Below are 18,982 nucleotides of genomic sequence, written 5' to 3'. Positions count from 1 at the left end.
CACAGGGAGGATATTCGTCATGCCGAACCGCTTCACAGTCCCTTGCGCCGTTATACTGGTGCTGGTCGCCGGTCCCGCACTGGCGCAGGACAGTATGAGCAATCGCGATCTGCGCCGCGCGGCGGATGCCGCGATCCTGAGCGATGTGTCCCGCGACCGTCAGGCCGAACGCGACGCCGCTCGCCAGCCCTATGCCTCCCCCGGTTACGGCCCGATCAGGAGCGCCACCGGCGCGCGACGCGCCTGCGCCAGCGAGGCACTGGCCGAAGCAGGGCGCGGATCGAAAATCGTCGGCACGCCGCGCGCCAGCACGATGGCCACCGGCTGGGAAGTGGAAGGCGGCGTCGATCCGCGCGACGGTCACGGCCCTGTCTCCTTCGTCTGTTCGGTGCGCAACGGATCGGTCAGCGGCATCAAGCTGCAACCTTGACCATCGCACGGATCGGCAAAGTCAGGCCATGTCCACCCCAATTAATGGTTGCGGTCCATTGTCTACCAATGCGGTTGCCTGACACCCGCGCGCAGCGCTAAAGCGGGCCGATGAACGCGCCGATCGTCTCGCATCCCCTGTCCTACCGCAATTTCCGCGCCTATCTCGTCGGGCGGCTGGCGGCGGTGCTGGCGCAGTACAGCATGATGATCGTGCTGGGGTGGCAAGCCTATAATATCGCGCGCGAAACGATGGGGACATCGGGCGCTGCGGCGCAATTGGGGCTGATCGGCCTTGCGCAGTTCATGCCGCTCTTCTTCCTCACCCCCGTCACCGGATGGGTTGCGGATCATTTCGACCGGCGCAAGATCACGCGGATCACGCTCAGCCTGCTGGTGGTCGCCGCCGCGATCCTGGCTTTTGCGACTTATGAAGGCTGGGTCAGCCTGCCGCTGATCTTCGGCATCGCCGCGATCGTCGGTATCGCCCGCGCCTTCAACGGACCGGCCTACAGTGCGCTCGCGCCCAATCTGGTCCCGCGCGAGGCGCTGCCCAATGCCATCGCCATGTCCAGCGTCGCCTGGCAGACCGGCATGATTATCGGCCCGGCGCTGGGCGGCTATGCCTATGCCGCGACGCCGTGGGGCGCCTATGCGCTGGCGTCGGCGCTGTTCGCGGTCGCGCTGACCGGCATGTTCTTCATCGGGCCGGTGCCCCAGCCGCCGCGCGACATGACCCGCCATCCGGTGCGGCAGATGATCGACGGGCTGACCTATGTCCGCAGCAACCGGCTGGTGCTGGCGACGATCACGCTCGATCTGTTCGCGGTGCTGCTGGCCGGCGCGACCGCGCTGCTGCCCGTCTATGCGCGGGACATATTGCATGTCGGTTCAGCGGGGCTGGGCCATCTGGCGGCCTCGCCCGGCGTGGGCGCGGGGCTGACCGCGCTGTGGTTCTCCTTCCGGCCGATGAAACGGGATGTCGGCGTCAAGATGCTGGCGGCAGTCATCCTGTTCGGGCTGGCGACGATCGCCTTTGGCCTCACCGCCTTCGCGCCCCGCAGCATCGCCATCGAAATCGGTATCGTCGCGCTGGTCATATTGGGCGGCGCGGACATGATTTCGGTCTATGTCCGGCAGTCGCTGATCCAGTTGCACACGCCCGATGCGATGCGCGGGCGGGTGTCGAGCCTGTCGCAACTCACCATCTCCGCCTCCAACGAACTGGGCGAAGCGGAGTCGGGCTTTCTCGCGGCACTGGTCGGCCCGGTCGCGGCGGTGATCGGCGGCGGCATCGGCGCGATCATCATCACCCTCGTCTGGGCGCGACTCTTTCCCGAATTGCGGCTTGCGCGCACCTTCGATCCGCCCGACATGAAGGCACATGAACCTCAGCCAGGAGAGACGCCATGAAAGCTGACAGCATATTGGAAACCATCGGCAACACGCCGCACATCCGCATCAAGCGGCTGTTCAGCGATGCGCCAGACGGCACCGAAGTGTGGATCAAGTCGGAGCGCGCCAATCCGGGCGGGTCGATCAAGGACCGGATCGCGCTCGCCATGATCGAGGCGGCGGAGGCCTCGGGCGATCTCAAGCCCGGCGGCACGATCATCGAGCCGACATCGGGCAACACCGGCGTGGGTCTCGCCATGGTCGCTGCGGTCAAGGGGTATAAGCTCATCCTCGTCATGCCAGAGAGCATGTCTCTGGAACGGCGGCGGCTGATGCTGGCCTATGGCGCGTCGTTCGACCTGACCCCGCGCGAAAAGGGCATGAAGGGCGCGATCGAGCGCGCGCTGGAACTGGTCGCGAAAACGCCGGATAGCTGGATGCCGCAGCAGTTCGAAAATCCCGCCAATATCGACGTGCATGTCAGGACGACGGCGCAGGAGATCGCCGCCGACTTCGCCGACGCGCCCATCGACGCGCTCATTACGGGGGTCGGCACGGGCGGCCATATCACCGGCGCGGCGCAAGTGCTCAAACAGCTTTGGCCCAACCTCAAAGTCTATGCGGTGGAACCCACCCTGTCGCATGTCATCAGCGGCGGCCAGCCCGGCCCGCATCCGATCCAGGGCATCGGCGCGGGCTTTATCCCGGCCAACCTCCACACCCAGTTGCTGGATGGCGTGATCCAGGTCGATCCCGCCGACGCCAAGGATTATGCCCGGCGCGCGGCGAGCGAGGAAGGGATGCTCGTCGGCATATCCTCGGGTGCGACCCTCGCGGCCATTCATCAGAAGCTGAAGGAACTGCCGGCGGGCAGCCGGGTTCTGGGGTTCAACTATGATACTGGCGAACGCTATCTGTCGGTGCCCGATTTCCTGCCGGAATAAACGGGGCGAGCGCGTGCCGCGCTCCGCATGAGCGACGATCCGTCCGATATCCGGCTGCATCCCGCCGTGGGGCTGCTGTGGGTAGCGCTGTTCATCGGCCTGCCGGGGCTTGTCGCGTCATGGGAAAGTGGAACGGCGCGGCGCTCGGCGGCTCCCTTCCCTCCGGTAGCGGCGGCCCTGACTCACCGCCCGGCGACGCCTCCGCCGGCGGTGGAGCCGGTGCGCGTCTATGCGCTCGACGTCGATCGGGCGCGCGCGTTCAACGCGGCGATCCCCTTCCTTAAAGGCGCGGTCGCAGCCGCTCGCCCGTTCCGCTTCATGGGGTCGGGAACCGATCGCGCGCGGGCGACCGACTGCCTCGCCGCTGCGCAACTCTACGAAGCGGGCGACTATGCCGTGGGGCAGAAAGCGGTCGCTCAGGTCGTGCTGAACCGGGTGCGCCACCCCGCCTTTCCCAAGACGGTGTGCGGCGTCGTGTTTCAGGGACAGGAACGCGCGACCGGGTGCCAGTTCACCTTTAGTTGCGATGGCGCGCTCGCCCGAACACCTTCCCCCGGAGCGTGGGACCGGGCGCGCACGATCGCGCAGGCCGCGCTGTCCGGTCAGGTATTCCCGCCGGTCGGCTACGCCACTCATTATCACACCGACTGGGTCGTGCCCTACTGGAGCAGCAGCCTCGACAAGGTCGCGGCGGTCGGCACACATCTCTTCTTCCGCTGGCGCGGCTGGTGGGGCACGCCTGCGGCGTTTCGCGGATCGGATGACGGGACCGAACCGATCATCGGGCGGATCGCGCGCCTGTCGACGGTGCACCGCGCCCCGGCTGATGCGCCCCCGGTCGTGACGCCCACGACGATGGCGAGCGCCGCTGCCGCAATGGCCGCGCGGCCCCAGCAGGCGATCGGCGCGGACGCCATCGGCACGACCATCGGCGGTGCCCGCCTGATCGCGATCGCGCCGGGCGCGCGCGCCTTCATGGTCGAGCTGAGCCGGGCGACCGCGCCCGACCACTGGCCAGCGATGGCGCAGACCTTCTGCGCGGGACGGCCCGAATGCCGGATCATGGCGTGGCGCGCTGGCAGCGCCCCGACCGGCCTGCCACTCGCCGATGCGCAACTGGCTACGATGGCCTTTGCCTATATTCACAATGTCGCCAGCGGGTTGCAGCGCGCCTTATGGAATTGCGCCCAGTCTCCGCGCGCCAACCCCTCCGAATGCATGCGCCAGCGCATGCCCAGCGCCGCCCCGGCGAGCGCGGCTGTGCCCGAACTGCGGGGAGTCAGGCGACGGGAACGGTTCGAGACGGTGAAAATAGCACCCATCGAGCCGCCTCTCTCGGCGGGCAGATAAATAGGATCGGCCCTTCACAAGCCGCCGCAAATCTCCTATATCGCAATCTCAAATCCGGTCCTGACGTCGCCTCGCGCGATGAACGGATCGTCTCCGGATCGCCCGGGGACCGGAGCCGATTAGCGGCGGTTTCCGGCAGTATAGGGCGGTTTCGGCGGGTTCAAAAAGCGCTGGCAGTGCGGATCGGACAGTCCCGACCCGCACTTTTTTGCGTGGATGCGATGGAGCGAATCAAGCTTCAAAGCGCCCATGGCAGGCTGAATTTTCGCTGCGATGCGGAAAAAACGTGACGAACAAAGGCAGGATACGCATGGCGACCAAAGCTCCCCTCACCATCAGCAACACCGGCGCCAAAAAGCGCATTCGCAAGGTGTTCGGCGACATCCACGAAGTGGTGCAGATGCCGAACCTGATCGAGGTGCAGCGGGAGAGCTATGAACAGTTCCTGCGGTCCGACCCGTCGATCGGCTATGTGTCGGGTCTCGAAAAGACGCTGCGCAGCGTATTCCCGATCCGCGATTTCGCCGGCACCGCCGAAATGGACTTCGTCCATTATGAGCTGGAAGACCCGAAATACGATACCGAGGAATGCCGTCAGCGCGGCATCACCTACGCCGCGCCGATGCGCGTGACACTGCGCCTCATCGTGTTCGAAGTCGATCAGGACACCGAAACCCGTTCGGTCCTCGATATTAAGGAGCAGGACGTCTACATGGGCGACATGCCCCTGATGACGGGCAACGGCACCTTCATCGTCAACGGCACCGAGCGCGTCATCGTCAGCCAGATGCACCGTTCGCCGGGCGTCCTGTTCGACCATGACCGTGGCAAGACGCACTCATCGGGCAAATATCTGTTCGCCGCGCGGGTCATTCCGTATCGCGGTTCGTGGCTCGATTTCGAATTCGATGCCAAGGACATCGTCAATGTCCGCATCGACCGCAAGCGCAAGCTGCCGGTCACGGCGTTGCTCTACGCGCTCGGCCTGACCGCCGAAGATATTCTCGGCCATTTCTACAACAAGGTGGTCTATGTCCGCGGCGAAGGCGGCTGGCAGATCCCTTATCTCGCCGAAGCCTGGCGTGGCCTGAAGCCCGCCTTCGACATCGTCGACGCCAAGTCGGGCGAAGTGATCTTCCCCGCCGGCACCAAGATTTCGCCGCGCGCCGCCAACAAGGCGGAAAAGGACGGCCTCGAAAAGCTGCTGATCCCGACCGAAGAAATCTACGGTCGCTACAGCGCGTTCGACCTCATCAACGAGAGCACGGGCGAAATCTATATCGAGGCGGGCGACGAAGTGTCCCCTGAGAACCTCGAAAAGCTCGACAAGGCGGGCATCGATCATATCGAGCTGCTCGACATCGACCATGTCGGCACCGGCCCATGGATTCGCAATACGCTCAAGGCCGACAAGGCCGAGGACCGCGACCAGGCCCTGTCCGACATCTATCGCGTCATGCGCCCCGGTGAGCCGCCGACGAAGGAAACGGCGGAATCGCTGTTCGGCGGCCTGTTCTTCGATCCCGAGCGCTATGACCTGTCGGCCGTCGGCCGCGTCAAGCTGAACATGCGCCTCGACCTTGATGCCGAGGACACCGTCACCACGCTGCGCGTCGAGGATATCCTCGCCGTGGTCAAGGAACTGGTGAACCTGAAAGACGGCAAGGGCGAGATCGACGATATCGACAATCTCGGCAATCGCCGCGTGCGTTCGGTCGGCGAGCTACTGGAAAACCAGTATCGCGTCGGGCTGCTGCGCATGGAGCGTGCGGTCAAGGAGCGCATGTCGAGCGTGGACGTGTCGACGGTGATGCCGAACGATCTCATCAACGCCAAGCCCGCCGTGGCCGCCGTGCGCGAGTTCTTCGGTTCCTCGCAGCTCTCGCAGTTCATGGATCAGACCAATCCGCTGTCGGAAGTCACCCACAAGCGCCGCGTGTCGGCGCTCGGGCCGGGTGGTCTGACCCGCGAGCGCGCGGGCTTCGAAGTCCGCGACGTTCACCCGACCCATTATGGCCGCATCTGCCCGATCGAAACGCCCGAAGGCCCGAACATCGGCCTGATCAACAGCCTCGCGACCTTCAGCCGGGTCAACAAATATGGCTTCATCGAAACGCCCTACCGCAAGGTGATCGATGGCGTCGTCACCAATGACGTCGTCTATCTGTCGGCGATGGAAGAGGCCAAGCACACGATCGCGCAGGCGAACGCGGAGCTGACGGCCGAAGGCAAGCTGGCGGAAGACCTGATCTCCGCGCGCGAAGCCGGCGAATTCCTGATGGCGCCCAAGGACCACATCACCCTGATGGACGTCAGCCCCAAGCAGCTGGTGTCGGTCGCGGCTTCGCTCATTCCGTTCCTGGAAAACGATGACGCCAACCGCGCGCTCATGGGATCGAACATGCAGCGCCAGGCGGTGCCGCTCGTTCAGGCTGAGGCGCCGTTCGTCGGCACCGGCATGGAAGGCACGGTCGCCCGTGACTCCGGCGCCGCGATCGCCGCCAAGCGGGCGGGCATCATCGACCAGGTCGATGCGACCCGCATCGTCATCCGCGTGACCGGCGATATCGAAGCCGGCCAGTCGGGCGTCGACATCTACACGCTCCAGAAGTTCCAGCGTTCGAACCAGGACACCTGCATCAACCAGCGTCCGCTGGTGAAGGTCGGCGATCTGATCGAAGCCGGCGACGTCATCGCCGATGGCCCGTCGACCGAGTTCGGCGAACTGGCGCTGGGCCGCAACACGCTCGTCGCGTTCATGCCCTGGAACGGCTACAACTATGAGGATTCCATCCTGATCTCCGAGCGGATCGTGAAGGATGACGTCTTCACCTCGATCCATATCGAGGAGTTCGAGGTCATGGCCCGCGACACCAAGCTGGGGCCGGAGGACATCACCCGCGACATTCCCAATGTCGGCGAGGAAGCACTGCGCAACCTCGACGAGGCGGGCATCGTCTATATCGGCGCCGAAGTGGAGCCGGGCGACATCCTGTGCGGCAAGATCACCCCCAAGGGTGAATCGCCGATGACGCCGGAAGAAAAGCTGCTCCGCGCGATCTTCGGTGAAAAGGCGTCCGACGTGCGCGACACCTCGCTGCGTCTGCCGCCGGGCGTTGCGGGCACGGTCGTCGAAGTGCGCGTGTTCAACCGCCACGGCATCGACAAGGACGAGCGCGCCATGGCGATCGAGCGGGAGGAAATCGACCGTCTCGCCAAGGATCGCGAGGACGAACGCGGCATTTTGAACCGGGCGACCTTCAACCGTCTGGCCGACATGCTGATCGGCCAGACCTCGACCGCCGCGCCCAAGGGCGTGAAGAAGGGCGGCGAGATCGACGAGGCGCTGCTCGCCGAGGTCGAACGCCATGAATGGTGGAAGTTCGCGGTCGCCGACGACAAGGTCCAGAGCGATCTGGAAGCGGTCAAGGCGCAATATGACGAAGCGGTGAAGTCGATCGTCGACAAGTTCGAGGATCGCGTCGACAAGCTGCAACGCGGCGACGAACTGCCGCCGGGCGTGCTCAAGATGGTCAAGGTGTTCGTCGCGGTGAAGCGCAAGCTGCAACCGGGCGACAAGATGGCCGGCCGTCACGGCAACAAGGGCGTCATCAGCCGCATCCTGCCGGTCGAGGACATGCCGTTCCTGGAAGACGGCACCCATGTCGACATCGTGCTCAACCCGCTGGGCGTGCCAAGCCGCATGAACGTCGGGCAGATCTTCGAAACGCATCTCGGCTGGGCCGCGCGCGGCCTTGGACAGCAGCTCAAGCATGCGCTGGAGGACTGGCGCGAGGCCAATCCGACGCCGCAGGCGGGCGCGATGCCCGACGCGGTCAAGGATCGGCTGCTCAGCATCTATGGCGAGCAATATGCGGCGCAGATCGAGGGCCGTTCGGCCGAGCAGATCGTCGATCTGGCCGAGCATCTGGAGCGCGGCGTGCCGATGGGCACCCCCGTGTTCGACGGTGCGCGCGAAGCCGACGTGTCGGCGATGCTGGAACTGGCGGGGCTGCACACATCGGGTCAGAGCGACCTGTATGATGGCCGCACCGGCGACAAGTTCGACCGCAAGGTCACGGTGGGCATCATCTACATGCTGAAGCTCCATCACCTTGTCGACGACAAGATCCACGCCCGTTCGATCGGTCCCTACTCGCTCGTCACGCAGCAGCCGCTGGGTGGCAAGGCGCAGTTCGGTGGTCAGCGCTTCGGGGAAATGGAGGTCTGGGCCTTGCAGGCTTACGGCGCCGCCTACACGCTTCAGGAAATGCTGACGGTGAAATCGGACGACGTGGTCGGCCGCACCAAGGTCTATGAGGCGATCGTCAAGGGCGACGACACGTTCGAGGCCGGCATTCCCGAAAGCTTCAACGTGCTCGTCAAGGAAATGCGCTCGCTCGGCCTCAACGTCGAACTCACCTCGCTGGACGAAATTCCCGAGGAAGACGGCGGCTTCGCGGCGGCGGCGGAATAAGGAATGCGGGCGTCGCTTCGGCGGCGCCCCTCCCTCCGTCCGAAATTTTGCCCTCATGAGGGAATGAAAACATGAACGAACTGACCAACTTCGCCAATCCGGTCGCCAAGACCGAGACCTTCGACCAGATCCAGATCGGCCTTGCCTCGCCCGAGCGCATCCGGTCCTGGTCTTTCGGCGAGATCAAGAAGCCCGAAACCATCAACTATCGCACGTTCAAGCCCGAGCGTGACGGCCTGTTCTGCGCGCGTATCTTTGGCCCGATCAAGGATTATGAATGCCTGTGCGGCAAATATAAGCGCATGAAATATAAGGGCATCGTCTGCGAGAAGTGCGGTGTCGAAGTCACGGTGAGCAAGGTTCGCCGCGAGCGGATGGGCCATATCGAACTGGCCGCGCCGGTCGCGCATATCTGGTTCCTCAAATCGCTGCCCTCGCGCATCGGCCTGTTGCTCGACATGCAGTTGAAGCAGCTTGAGCGCGTGCTCTATTTCGAATCCTATATCGTCATCGAACCGGGCCTGACCACGCTCGACAAATATCAGCTGCTCAATGAAGACGAGCTGCTCGACGCGCAGGATCAATATGGCGAGGACGCCTTCTCCGCCGGGATCGGCGCGGAAGCGGTCAAGCAGATGCTGATGGACCTCGACCTCGAAGGCGAAAAGCAGATCCTGCTGGACGAGCTGGCCGTCACCAAGTCGGAACTGAAGCCCAAGAAGATCATCAAGCGGCTCAAGGTCGTCGAAAGCTTCCTGGAATCGGGCAACCGTCCCGAATGGATGATCCTGGACGTCGTGCCGGTGATCCCGCCAGAACTGCGCCCTCTGGTGCCGCTGGACGGCGGCCGTTTCGCGACGTCGGATCTCAACGATCTGTATCGCCGCGTCATCAACCGCAACAACCGTCTGAAGCGGCTGATGGAACTGCGCGCGCCGGACATCATCGTCCGCAACGAAAAGCGCATGTTGCAGGAAGCGGTCGACGCCCTGTTCGACAATGGCCGTCGCGGCCGTGTCATCACCGGCGCGAACAAGCGTCCGCTCAAGTCGCTGTCCGACATGCTCAAGGGCAAGCAGGGCCGCTTCCGCCAGAACCTGCTCGGCAAGCGCGTCGACTATTCGGGCCGTTCGGTCATCGTGACTGGTCCCGAACTCAAGCTGCATCAATGCGGCCTGCCCAAGAAGATGGCGCTCGAACTGTTCAAGCCGTTCATCTACGCCCGCCTCGACGCCAAGGGTCTGTCCATGACCTTGAAGCAGGCCAAGAAGTGGGTCGAAAAGGAGCGCAAGGAAGTCTGGGACATTCTGGACGAGGTGATCCGCGAGCATCCCGTGATGCTCAACCGCGCGCCGACGCTTCACCGTCTCGGCATTCAGGCGTTCGAACCCGTCCTGATCGAAGGCAAGGCGATCCAGCTTCACCCGCTCGTCTGCTCGGCCTTCAACGCCGATTTTGACGGTGACCAGATGGCCGTCCACGTTCCGCTGAGCCTTGAGGCGCAGCTGGAAGCGCGCGTGCTGATGATGTCGACCAACAACATCCTCTCGCCCGCCAACGGCAAGCCGATCATCGTGCCGTCGCAGGACATGGTGCTGGGCATCTATTATCTGTCGATGGAGCGCGAAGGCGAGCCGGGCGAAGGCATGCTGCTGGCCGACATGCAAGAAGTGCATCAGGCGCTTTATGCCAAGGCGGTGACGCTGCATTCGAAGATCATCAGCCGCGTTCCGCAGACGGACGAGGCCGGCAAGCAATATATGAAGCGGTTCGAAACGACGCCGGGCCGCATGCTGCTGGGCGAATGCCTGCCGCAGAGCCACAAGGTGCCCTTCGACGCGGTCAACCGCCTTCTCACCAAGAAGGATGTCGGCGACGTGATCGACGAGGTCTATCGTCACACCGGCCAGAAGGACACGGTGCTGTTCGCCGACGCGATCATGTCGTTGGGCTTCAAGCACGCGTTCCAGGCGGGCATTTCGTTCGGCAAGGACGACATGGTCATCCCGGATTCGAAGGAAGGCACGGTCGCCGAGACCAAGGCGCTGGTGGCCGATTACGAGCAACAATATCAGGACGGCCTGATTACCCAGCAGGAAAAGTACAACAAGGTGATCGACGCCTGGAGCCGTTGCGGCGACGTGGTGGCGAACGCGATGATGGACGAGATCCGCGCCCAGCCCAAGGATCCGAAGACCGGCCGTCTTGCGCCGATCAACTCGATCTACATGATGGCGCACTCGGGTGCGCGTGGTAGCCAGGCGCAGATGAAGCAGCTTGCGGGCATGCGCGGCCTGATGGCCAAGCCGTCGGGCGAGATCATCGAAACGCCGATCATCTCGAACTTCAAGGAAGGCCTGACCGTCCTTGAATATTTCAACTCCACCCACGGCGCGCGCAAGGGCCTGGCCGACACCGCGCTCAAGACGGCGAACTCGGGCTATCTGACCCGCCGTCTGGTCGACGTGTCGCAGGATTGCACCATCGTCGAGGAGGATTGCGGCACCGATCGCGCGCTGGAGATGAAGGCGATCGTTCAGGGCGGCTCGGTCATCGCATCGCTCGGCGAACGCATCCTTGGCCGTACCACGGCCGAAGATATCGTCGACAGCAAGGACAACAGCGTGCTGATCCCGATCGGCACCCTGCTGGACGAGCCGATGATCGCGTCGATCGAGGCGATCGGCACGCAGGCGGTCAAGATCCGCTCGCCGCTGATCTGCGAAAGCAAGATGGGCGTGTGCGCGAAATGCTACGGGCGTGATCTTGCCCGTGGTACGCCGGTGAACATCGGCGAGGCGGTCGGCGTCATCGCGGCGCAGTCGATCGGCGAGCCGGGCACGCAGTTGACGATGCGGACCTTCCACATCGGCGGCGCGGCGCAGCTCAATGAAACGTCGAACCTGGAGGCCGTCGCAGACGGCACCCTGGAACTGCGCGACATGCCCACGATCACCGACAGCCGTGGCCGTCGCCTCAGCCTCGCCCGCAACGGCGAGCTGGCGATCATCGACAATGAAGGGCGCGAACGCGCCGTTCATCGCCTGCCCTATGGTGCGACGATCCTGTTCGAGAACGACGCCAAGGTGAAGCTGGGCGACCGGATCGCCGAGTGGGATCCGTTCACCATGCCGGTCATCACCGAAAAGGGCGGCATCGTGAAATATGTCGACCTGATCGACAGCAAGACGCTGACCGAGCAGACCGACGAAGCGACGGGTATTTCCCAGAAGGTCGTCACGGAGCATCGCGGATCGACCCGTTCGAAGGAGGATCTGCGTCCGCGCATCACCCTGCTGGATGACGGTTCGGGCGAAGCGGCACGCTACATGCTTGCCATCGGCGCGATGCTGTCGGTCGAGGATGGCCAGACGGTGCAGGCCGGTGACGTGCTGGCGCGTGTATCGCGCGAAGCCGCCAAGACTCGCGACATCACGGGCGGTCTGCCGCGCGTGGCCGAGCTGTTCGAGGCGCGCAAGCCCAAGGACAATGCGATCATCGCCAAGGTCTCGGGCCGCGTCCAGTTCCTCAAGGACTATAAGGCGAAGCGCAAGATCGCCATCAATCCCGAGGATGGCGGCGAGCCGGTCGAATATCTGATCCCCAAGAGCAAGGCGATCGACGTTCAGGAAGGCGACTATGTCAAGCGCGGCGACAATCTGATCGGCGGTTCACCCGATCCGCACGATATTCTCGAAGTGCTCGGCATCGAGCCGCTCGCGGAATATCTGGTCGCCGAAATCCAGGAAGTCTATCGCTTGCAGGGCGTGAAGATCAACGACAAGCATATCGAGACGATCGTTCGTCAGATGCTGCAAAAGGTCGAGATCATCGAGTCCGGCGACACCACCTTGTTGGTGGGCGAGCAGATCGACCGCGAGGAAATGGACGAGATCAACGCCAAGCTCGCGCCCGGTTTTGCGCCTGCCGCCGGCAAGCCGGTGCTGCTCGGCATCACCAAGGCCTCGCTCCAGACGCGTTCGTTCATCTCGGCGGCGTCCTTCCAGGAAACCACCCGCGTCCTCACCGAGGCGGCGGTTCAGGGCAAGAAGGACACGCTCGTCGGCCTGAAGGAAAACGTCATCGTCGGCCGCCTGATCCCGGCGGGCACGGGCGCTGGCATGAACCGTCTGCGGGTCGCCGCCTCGTCGCGTGATGCGGCGCTGCGGGCCGCATTGCGGGCATCGAGCCAGATCGACCTGATCGCGCCGAAGTCCGCCGCTGCGGAGCATAAGGCGGAACTGGCGCAGGGTCCCGAAGCCGCGATCGGCGACGATCCGCTGGGCGCGGTCGGCGGGGAAACCCACGGCACTGACGCCGATGCGGGCGATTATCTGCTCAAAAGCGACGAGGGCTGAGGGGTTTGAAAGGCCGGGAGGCGCTCCCTATCTAGGGAGCGGCTCCCATGCCCTTCGATCCTTAAAGATCGTCGAGGAAGCCCGCCGGACCTACGCTGGTCCGGCGGGCTTTGCTTTTGGGCGCGTTGATACGGAATGTAGCCAATCCCCCTTGACCGACGTGCCGCACCAGCCTATTTGCGCGCTTCCGATGCGGGTTATCCCGTGTCTAATGCCCGATCCTCTAATGGTAAGAGAGCGGACTCTGACTCCGTCAATCAAGGTTCGAGTCCTTGTCGGGCATCCATTATTTCGGTATTAGGTAGCAAACGCACCAAGGGCTATCTGGCCCTTCCAGCCCGCCGCCAGCTATCTTTGGCTGATGGGTATCACCAATCTTCGCCATTCCCTTGAGAAGCGCTATTCAGCCCTGACCGGGCAGCTTCGGGAGGTTCACGGGAATATCGCCCGGATCAAACGAGAGATTGCCACACTCGCCGAGCTTGAGGCTCGGATTCCGAGACTGGAGGCGTTGATCGAGAGCGCCGCCATGCTTCTCGAAGATGTGGACCCAGCATGGAGGCGGGAACAGACGCCAGCGATCAAGCCTTTTGTCCATCACCTACCGGTGCCGTTCGGCTCATGCGGTAGTCGTGGCTCGCAGGTCCGAAGAGGAAGCCTATGTGGCGTCGTAGCAATTCATTACGCTGAGAACGAAGACACCGTACTGCGTCTGGTACACTTGTGCAGCGCTCTATGAGATCAAGATGCGGCGAAAGTTCAAATGCAAGGCATGTCATCGCCAGTTTTCCGTGACATCCCAAACCATGTTTGCGAGCCGCAAGCTGGAATATCGCGACATCCTCGCAATTGGGGGAGACCTCATTCCGACGGCAGCTATTCAGTGCGCCCCCCGCCCCGAAAGCGCGCGAACTGCCAGAATGCCTCGCCGGCTCTGGACGGCTGAGCAATATGGCGCACCAGCCGAAAAGCGACCGTTGGCGGAGCGGCCAGCGGAATGCGAACGACATTCGTCGAACCCGCATTGTCCGATCCAAAATCGAAATAGGCGGCGATGGCATCTGGCGATGACATCCTGTCCGGCGCGCCCTCCGCCATTTCCGGCACTTCGACCAGATGCGCGCCGACTTCAATCAACGGCGCATGGAGCCGATCCCACAGGCCGGGATTGAGATTGCGGACGAACACCTCGACAGGACGACCGGCCGTCGCCTGTGGCGGAATGGAGGATGCACTGGCCCAGGGGTGATGGAGATCCACGCTGAGCGCCGCGCCATATTGTTTGAGGACCAGGCTTTCGACGCATGCGGAATCGACATCGCCCATGATGAAGGCGAGGTCGAGGTCGCCCCGGTCAACGCGATCGAGCAGCGGCAGCGACCAGCCGCTCTCGATTTCCACACTCACAGTGGGATGGGCCAGGGTAAAGGCGGCGATCAGTTCACGCCGCTCCCGAATGATCTTGGAATAGGGCGGCGCGCCGATCCGGAGGACGCCTCTGTCCCTGCGGCCAAGCTGCCGCGCCAGCCGTTCGGCCGCATCCGCCGCCGTTGCGACATTACGGGCTGCTTCGAACAGTTCGGCCCCCGGTCCGGTCAGGGACAGGCTTCGCGTCGTGCGATCGAACAGACGATAGCCCACGATCTTTTCCAGCTTGTGAATACGCGCCGAAAGCCATGGCTGGGCGACGCGGAGCCGGAGCGCCGCGCGGGTAAACGAGCCTTCTTCCGCGATGACCGCGAAATCGATCATGAGTTTGGGGTCTATCGGCACGCGGAATCCTGGAGGCCCCTTCGAATATGACGATTTTCTTATAAATGAAAGCGATATTCATATTGGACGCGGCCCCGGCCTTACCGCATTTCTGGCCACCGGACGCGCCGAAGGCCAGGAGGCGATTGGGCTGTCCGCCTTATTTTCATCCGTCTGGTTGGCGCGGAAATTGGCAAACGGTCTGCACGCAAGCGGGCCATATGGGAGAGGAGCGATGCGAGAATTTGGACCAGTGGCGCTCGCGGTGCGCGATGTTCGTCCCCCCTGCTCCACGCAATCGCCCGCTGGCGCGACCGCAAAGGCCGGCACATCTATGCTACTTGTTTCACGCCTGCCAAGCCGCGAACATATGCACCACCGCTGGAATATCGGTTCTAACGGCCCGGTAGATCCGGCATATACTCCAAACAGTCCGGCAGAAGGCTGTAAAAGTCGAAGCGCCAAGGCGGCAATGGACAAAGCGGGCGCATAGGTTTGCGCATCTTGAAAAGATTGGGAGCAGTGATGAGTTTGGAAACCAGCGACGTCGAGGTTCAGGGAACCGTAGCCCCCGGCTATGAGGGCGTGCGCGCAGCCTTCAAGGATAATCTGGCATCGGGACAGGACGTCGGGGCGGCATTCGCCGTTTATCGCGATGGCGCCGCGCTGGTGGATCTGTGGGGCGGAAGTCGCGCTGAAGATCGCTCCGTCGCTATTACCGATCGCACTGTTTTCGGGGTCAATTCCACGACCAAGGGCGCCGCGTCGATCTGCATCGCGATGCTGGTCGACCGGGGCAAGCTTGATTATGAAACGCCCGTTTCGGCCTATTGGCCGGAGTTCGCGGCGAACGGCAAGTCGGCGATCACCGTGGGCGAAATGATGTCGCACCAGGCCGGTCTGGTCGGCGCGCGCGAGCCGGTGACGCTGGACGATTATATCGCCCATGACGGCGTCGCCGCCCTGCTCGCCGCGCAGGAGCCATTCTTCCGTCCCGGCCTGTGGGGCTATCATGCGCTGACCATCGGCACCCTCTGCGACGAACTCGTCCGCCGGGTCGATGGCCGCACCATCGCCCGCTTTTACGAGGAAGAGATTGCTTCGAAAATCGCTATCGACGTTTTCATGGGGCTGCCGATCGAGGAAGATAATCGCTATGCCGAAATGTTCGGGGCGGAGGACACCCCGACCGGCGATTTCGAAGTCCCGAACCCCGAAGCCATGGCGGCCGCGCTGGCCAATCCGATGATCGCCTGGGATTTTCCCAACCAACGCTATTGGCGCGCGGCGGGACATCCGGCGGCCGGCGGTACCGCAAGTGCGCGTGGCCTGGCGAAGCTCTATGCGGCGCTCTTCAGCGATGCCGGACAGGCCGGGCCAAAGCTGCTGAGTAAGGCGGTGCTGGAGCAGGCGATCCGCGAGCGCATTACGGGCGTGGATCAGGCCATGGGCGTCCCTGGCCGCTACGCCGCCGGTTTTCGTCTTAGTGACGGCGGGATGGGACCGAATCCGGCTTCATTCGGCCATCCGGGCTTTGGCGGCAGCGTGGCTTTTGGCGATCCGGCGCTCAGGATCGGCGTCGCCTATACGACCAACACCATGCGGAACCCCGGCCCGGAATGGATCGATACGCGGGTCGCCGCTTTGCTGGAGGCGCTCTACGCAGCCGAGGCCGCTCGCTGAGATCCGCATAATGACCCGCTGTGGCCGGATGGGGATTGTGCGTCCGGCCACGGCAGGCCCCTCGCGATCCCGCTTTCTGCCTCTGCCAGAAGGCGTCCAAGTCTGCCGCCGCGCGCGGGTGCAACTTCGTTTTTCCAAGTATATCAGGAGTATAATATATGCCGCCCCATGAAATAAGCCATGTGGTCGGCGACACCAAACCGCCGCTGCTGGACATGACGATCGGGCAGGCGCTGGCACGCGCGGCGGAAAGCTGGCCCGATCAGCCCGCGCTGATTTCGCGGCATCAAAATCTACGCCTGACCTGGGCCGAATTGAAGGAGGCGGCAGATGCCCTCGCCCTTGGTCTCGCGGCGCTCGGTGTGCGGCGTGGCGATCGGGTCGGGGTGTGGGCGACCAACTGCGCCGAATGGACGATAGCGCAGCTCGCGACCGCCAGCGCCGGGATGATCCAGGTCAACATCAACCCCGCCTACCGCCTGTCCGAGCTGGACTATACGTTGCGCGCGGTCGGGGCGACCGCACTGATCTGCTCCGCCAGCTTCAAGACCAGCGACTATATCGCGATGGTGGAGGAAGTCGTGCCCGGTCTGGCGAACAGCGACGGCGCGATTGACTGCGAGCGGCTGCCCGCGCTGAGGCATGTGATAAAGATCGGCGGATCGCCACGGCGCGGCTGGATCGATTTCGAGGATGTGCTGGAGCGCGGTCGCGCAGCCCCCGCCTCCATGGCCGATCTGGCGGCCGGGCTTCTTCCGGGCGACCCGATCAACATTCAGTTCACCAGCGGCACCACCGGCATGCCCAAGGGGGCCACGCTGTCTCACAAAAATGTGCTGAACAACGGCTATTTCGTGGGGCTGGCCATGGGCTTGGGGGAGGGCGACCGGCTCTGCATCCCGGTGCCGCTCTATCATTGTTTCGGCATGGTGATGAGCAACCTCGCCTGCCTCGTGCATGGCGCGACCATGGTCTATCCATCGGCGGCGTTCGATCCGGGCGCCGTGCTGGAAACGGTGGAGGCCGAACGCTGCACCGCGCTCCATGGCGTGCCGACGATGTTCATCGCGGAACTGGAACATCCCGACTTCGCGCGATACGACCTGTCGTCGCTGCGCACCGGCATCATGGCGGGCGCACCCTGCCCGATCGAATTGATGAACAGGGTCATGACGCGGATGCACATGCGCGACATCGGTGTCGCCTATGGCATGACGGAAACCAGCCCCGTCAGTTTCCAGACCGCCCTTAGCGATCCGGTCGAACGCCGGGTCTCCACGATCGGGCGCGTTCAGCCGCATCTGGAGGTCAGGATCGCCGATCCCGCCACGGGTGAAACCGTGCCCCGTGGCGTTCCGGGGGAATTGTGCACGCGCGGATATGCGGTCATGCTCGGCTATTGGGAGGATCCCGCGCGGACGGCCGAAGCCATTGAGGACGGATGGATGCGCACCGGCGATCTGGCCGTGATCGACGCGGACGGTTATGCCCGCATCGTCGGCCGCTCAAAGGATATGATCATCCGGGGCGGCGAGAATATCTATCCGCGCGAGATCGAGGAATTTCTCTTTCAGCATGACGCCGTGGAAGATGTGCAGGTTGTGGGCGTGCCCGATGAAAAATTCGGCGAGGAAGTGTGCGCGTGCATCCGGCTCCGCGCGGGCATGGCGGTGACGGAGCAGGCGATGATCGATTATTGCCGTGGCCGGATCGCGCACTTCAAAGTGCCCCGCTACATCCATTATGTCGATGCTTTCCCGATGACCGTGACCGGCAAGGTCCAGAAGCACCTCCTGCGCGACATCGCGTCTGCGGCGCTGCGGGAGCGGACATGAATCCGTCGGCTTCCTGTCCAGATGCCAAAGCGGGGAGCGCAGTCGGCACCGGGGCGTTCCGATGGCGCTGATGCTCTACCATTGCCAGGGTGCGCGCTCGTTGCGGCCGCTGTGGGCGCTTGAGGAAATGGAGCTGCCCTACCGGCCCATCCTCCTGCCTTTCCCGCCCAGGGTGCTGGACAAATCCTATCTCGACATCAACCCGCTCGGGACCATTCCCTTTCTGGTCGATGGCGAGGTGAGAATGACGGAATCGTCCGCCATCTGCGTCTATCTCGCCACCCGCTATGGCCCGACGCCGCTGGCGCTGACGAGCGACGAGCCGGACTTCGCCCTGTACCTGAACTGGCTGTTTTTCAGCGATGCGACGCTTACCTTTCCGCAGTCGATCGTCCTGCGATACCGCCAGCTTGAGACGCCCGAACGGCGGGCCGAACAACCGGCCGCCGATTATGAAAAATGGTTCTTCGGCCGGTTGCGGGCCGTCGAAGCGGCGCTCGAAAATCGCGAGTGGCTGTGCGGAGGACGGTTCACGATCGCGGACATTGCCATCGCCTACAGCCTGTATCTGGCCGATGAGATCGTCGGCCTGGGGAGCGGCTTCGGACCGAATGTGCGCGCCTATCTGGCGCGCGCTTGCGCCCGTCCCGGTTTCGCCCGCGCCATGCAGGTCGATGCCCAGGCGCCCCCCTGGCGCTAGGGCGTTACGGGACATCCGATGGAAGCGCCGGGCAAGACCGCGTGATCGCCACGCCTCAC

General features: G+C 63.7%; 10 protein-coding genes, 1 tRNA gene and 1 pseudogene. 11 read left to right on the top strand and 1 reads right to left on the bottom strand.

Going from position 1 to position 18,982, the window contains the following annotated elements; translation table 11 throughout:
• Positions 1-19 precede the first annotated feature (19 nt).
• From ACODSN_RS09150 to ACODSN_RS09115, 8 genes and pseudogenes are all read left to right on the top strand, one after another.
• Positions 20-430: a hypothetical protein gene (locus tag ACODSN_RS09150; RefSeq protein ID WP_489054800.1), complete on the top strand. Its 411-nt coding sequence runs from the start codon at positions 20-22 to the stop codon at positions 428-430.
• 110 nt (positions 431-540) lie between these two features.
• On the top strand, positions 541-1,842 hold the full coding sequence (locus tag ACODSN_RS09145) for an MFS transporter (RefSeq protein ID WP_489054798.1): 1,302 nt from the start codon (positions 541-543) through the stop codon (positions 1,840-1,842).
• Positions 1,839-2,768, top strand: coding sequence for a cysteine synthase A (gene cysK, locus ACODSN_RS09140; protein WP_489054797.1), 930 nt, complete (start codon positions 1,839-1,841; stop codon positions 2,766-2,768). Before ACODSN_RS09145 ends, cysK begins: the two co-directional genes overlap by 4 nt.
• Positions 2,769-2,795: 27 nt before the next feature.
• Positions 2,796-4,118 carry a cell wall hydrolase gene (locus ACODSN_RS09135; protein WP_489054795.1) on the top strand — a complete coding sequence of 441 codons (1,323 nt, stop codon included), beginning with the start codon at positions 2,796-2,798 and terminating at the stop codon, positions 4,116-4,118.
• Between the two features lie 310 nt (positions 4,119-4,428).
• Complete coding sequence (rpoB, locus tag ACODSN_RS09130; protein ID WP_489054794.1) at positions 4,429-8,595, top strand: DNA-directed RNA polymerase subunit beta; 4,167 nt, start codon at positions 4,429-4,431, stop codon at positions 8,593-8,595.
• Between the two features lie 71 nt (positions 8,596-8,666).
• Positions 8,667-12,953: a DNA-directed RNA polymerase subunit beta' gene (gene rpoC / locus ACODSN_RS09125; protein WP_489054792.1), complete on the top strand. Its 4,287-nt coding sequence runs from the start codon at positions 8,667-8,669 to the stop codon at positions 12,951-12,953.
• Positions 12,954-13,165: 212 nt separating this feature from the next.
• Positions 13,166-13,239: transfer RNA gene (locus tag ACODSN_RS09120), tRNA-Gln, on the top strand.
• A 448-nt stretch (positions 13,240-13,687) separates the two neighbouring features.
• Positions 13,688-13,801: pseudogene (locus ACODSN_RS09115) on the top strand (IS1595 family transposase); the annotation flags it as partial.
• A gap of 28 nt (positions 13,802-13,829) precedes the next feature.
• Here ACODSN_RS09115 and ACODSN_RS09110 read toward each other — a convergent pair.
• Complete coding sequence (locus ACODSN_RS09110; protein ID WP_489054790.1) at positions 13,830-14,726, bottom strand: LysR family transcriptional regulator; 897 nt, start codon at positions 14,724-14,726, stop codon at positions 13,830-13,832.
• 504 nt (positions 14,727-15,230) lie between these two features.
• Between ACODSN_RS09110 and ACODSN_RS09105 the strand changes: the two genes are divergently transcribed.
• The 3 genes from ACODSN_RS09105 to ACODSN_RS09095 all read left to right on the top strand — a co-directional run bounded on the left by ACODSN_RS09105 (position 15,231) and on the right by ACODSN_RS09095 (position 18,923).
• The gene (locus tag ACODSN_RS09105) at positions 15,231-16,388 is read left to right on the top strand and encodes a serine hydrolase domain-containing protein (RefSeq protein WP_489054789.1); all 1,158 of its coding nucleotides are present in this window, start codon (positions 15,231-15,233) and stop codon (positions 16,386-16,388) included.
• A gap of 158 nt (positions 16,389-16,546) precedes the next feature.
• Entirely contained in the window at positions 16,547-18,223 is a 1,677-nt protein-coding gene (locus ACODSN_RS09100) for an AMP-binding protein (RefSeq protein ID WP_489054787.1), read from the top strand.
• Between the two features lie 61 nt (positions 18,224-18,284).
• Positions 18,285-18,923: a glutathione S-transferase family protein gene (locus ACODSN_RS09095; RefSeq protein ID WP_489054786.1), complete on the top strand. Its 639-nt coding sequence runs from the start codon at positions 18,285-18,287 to the stop codon at positions 18,921-18,923.
• Positions 18,924-18,982: the final 59 nt, after the last annotated feature.

This window comes from Sphingobium sp. FG11 (assembly GCF_057809915.1).
This window is presented reverse-complemented; position numbering and strand designations above follow the sequence as displayed.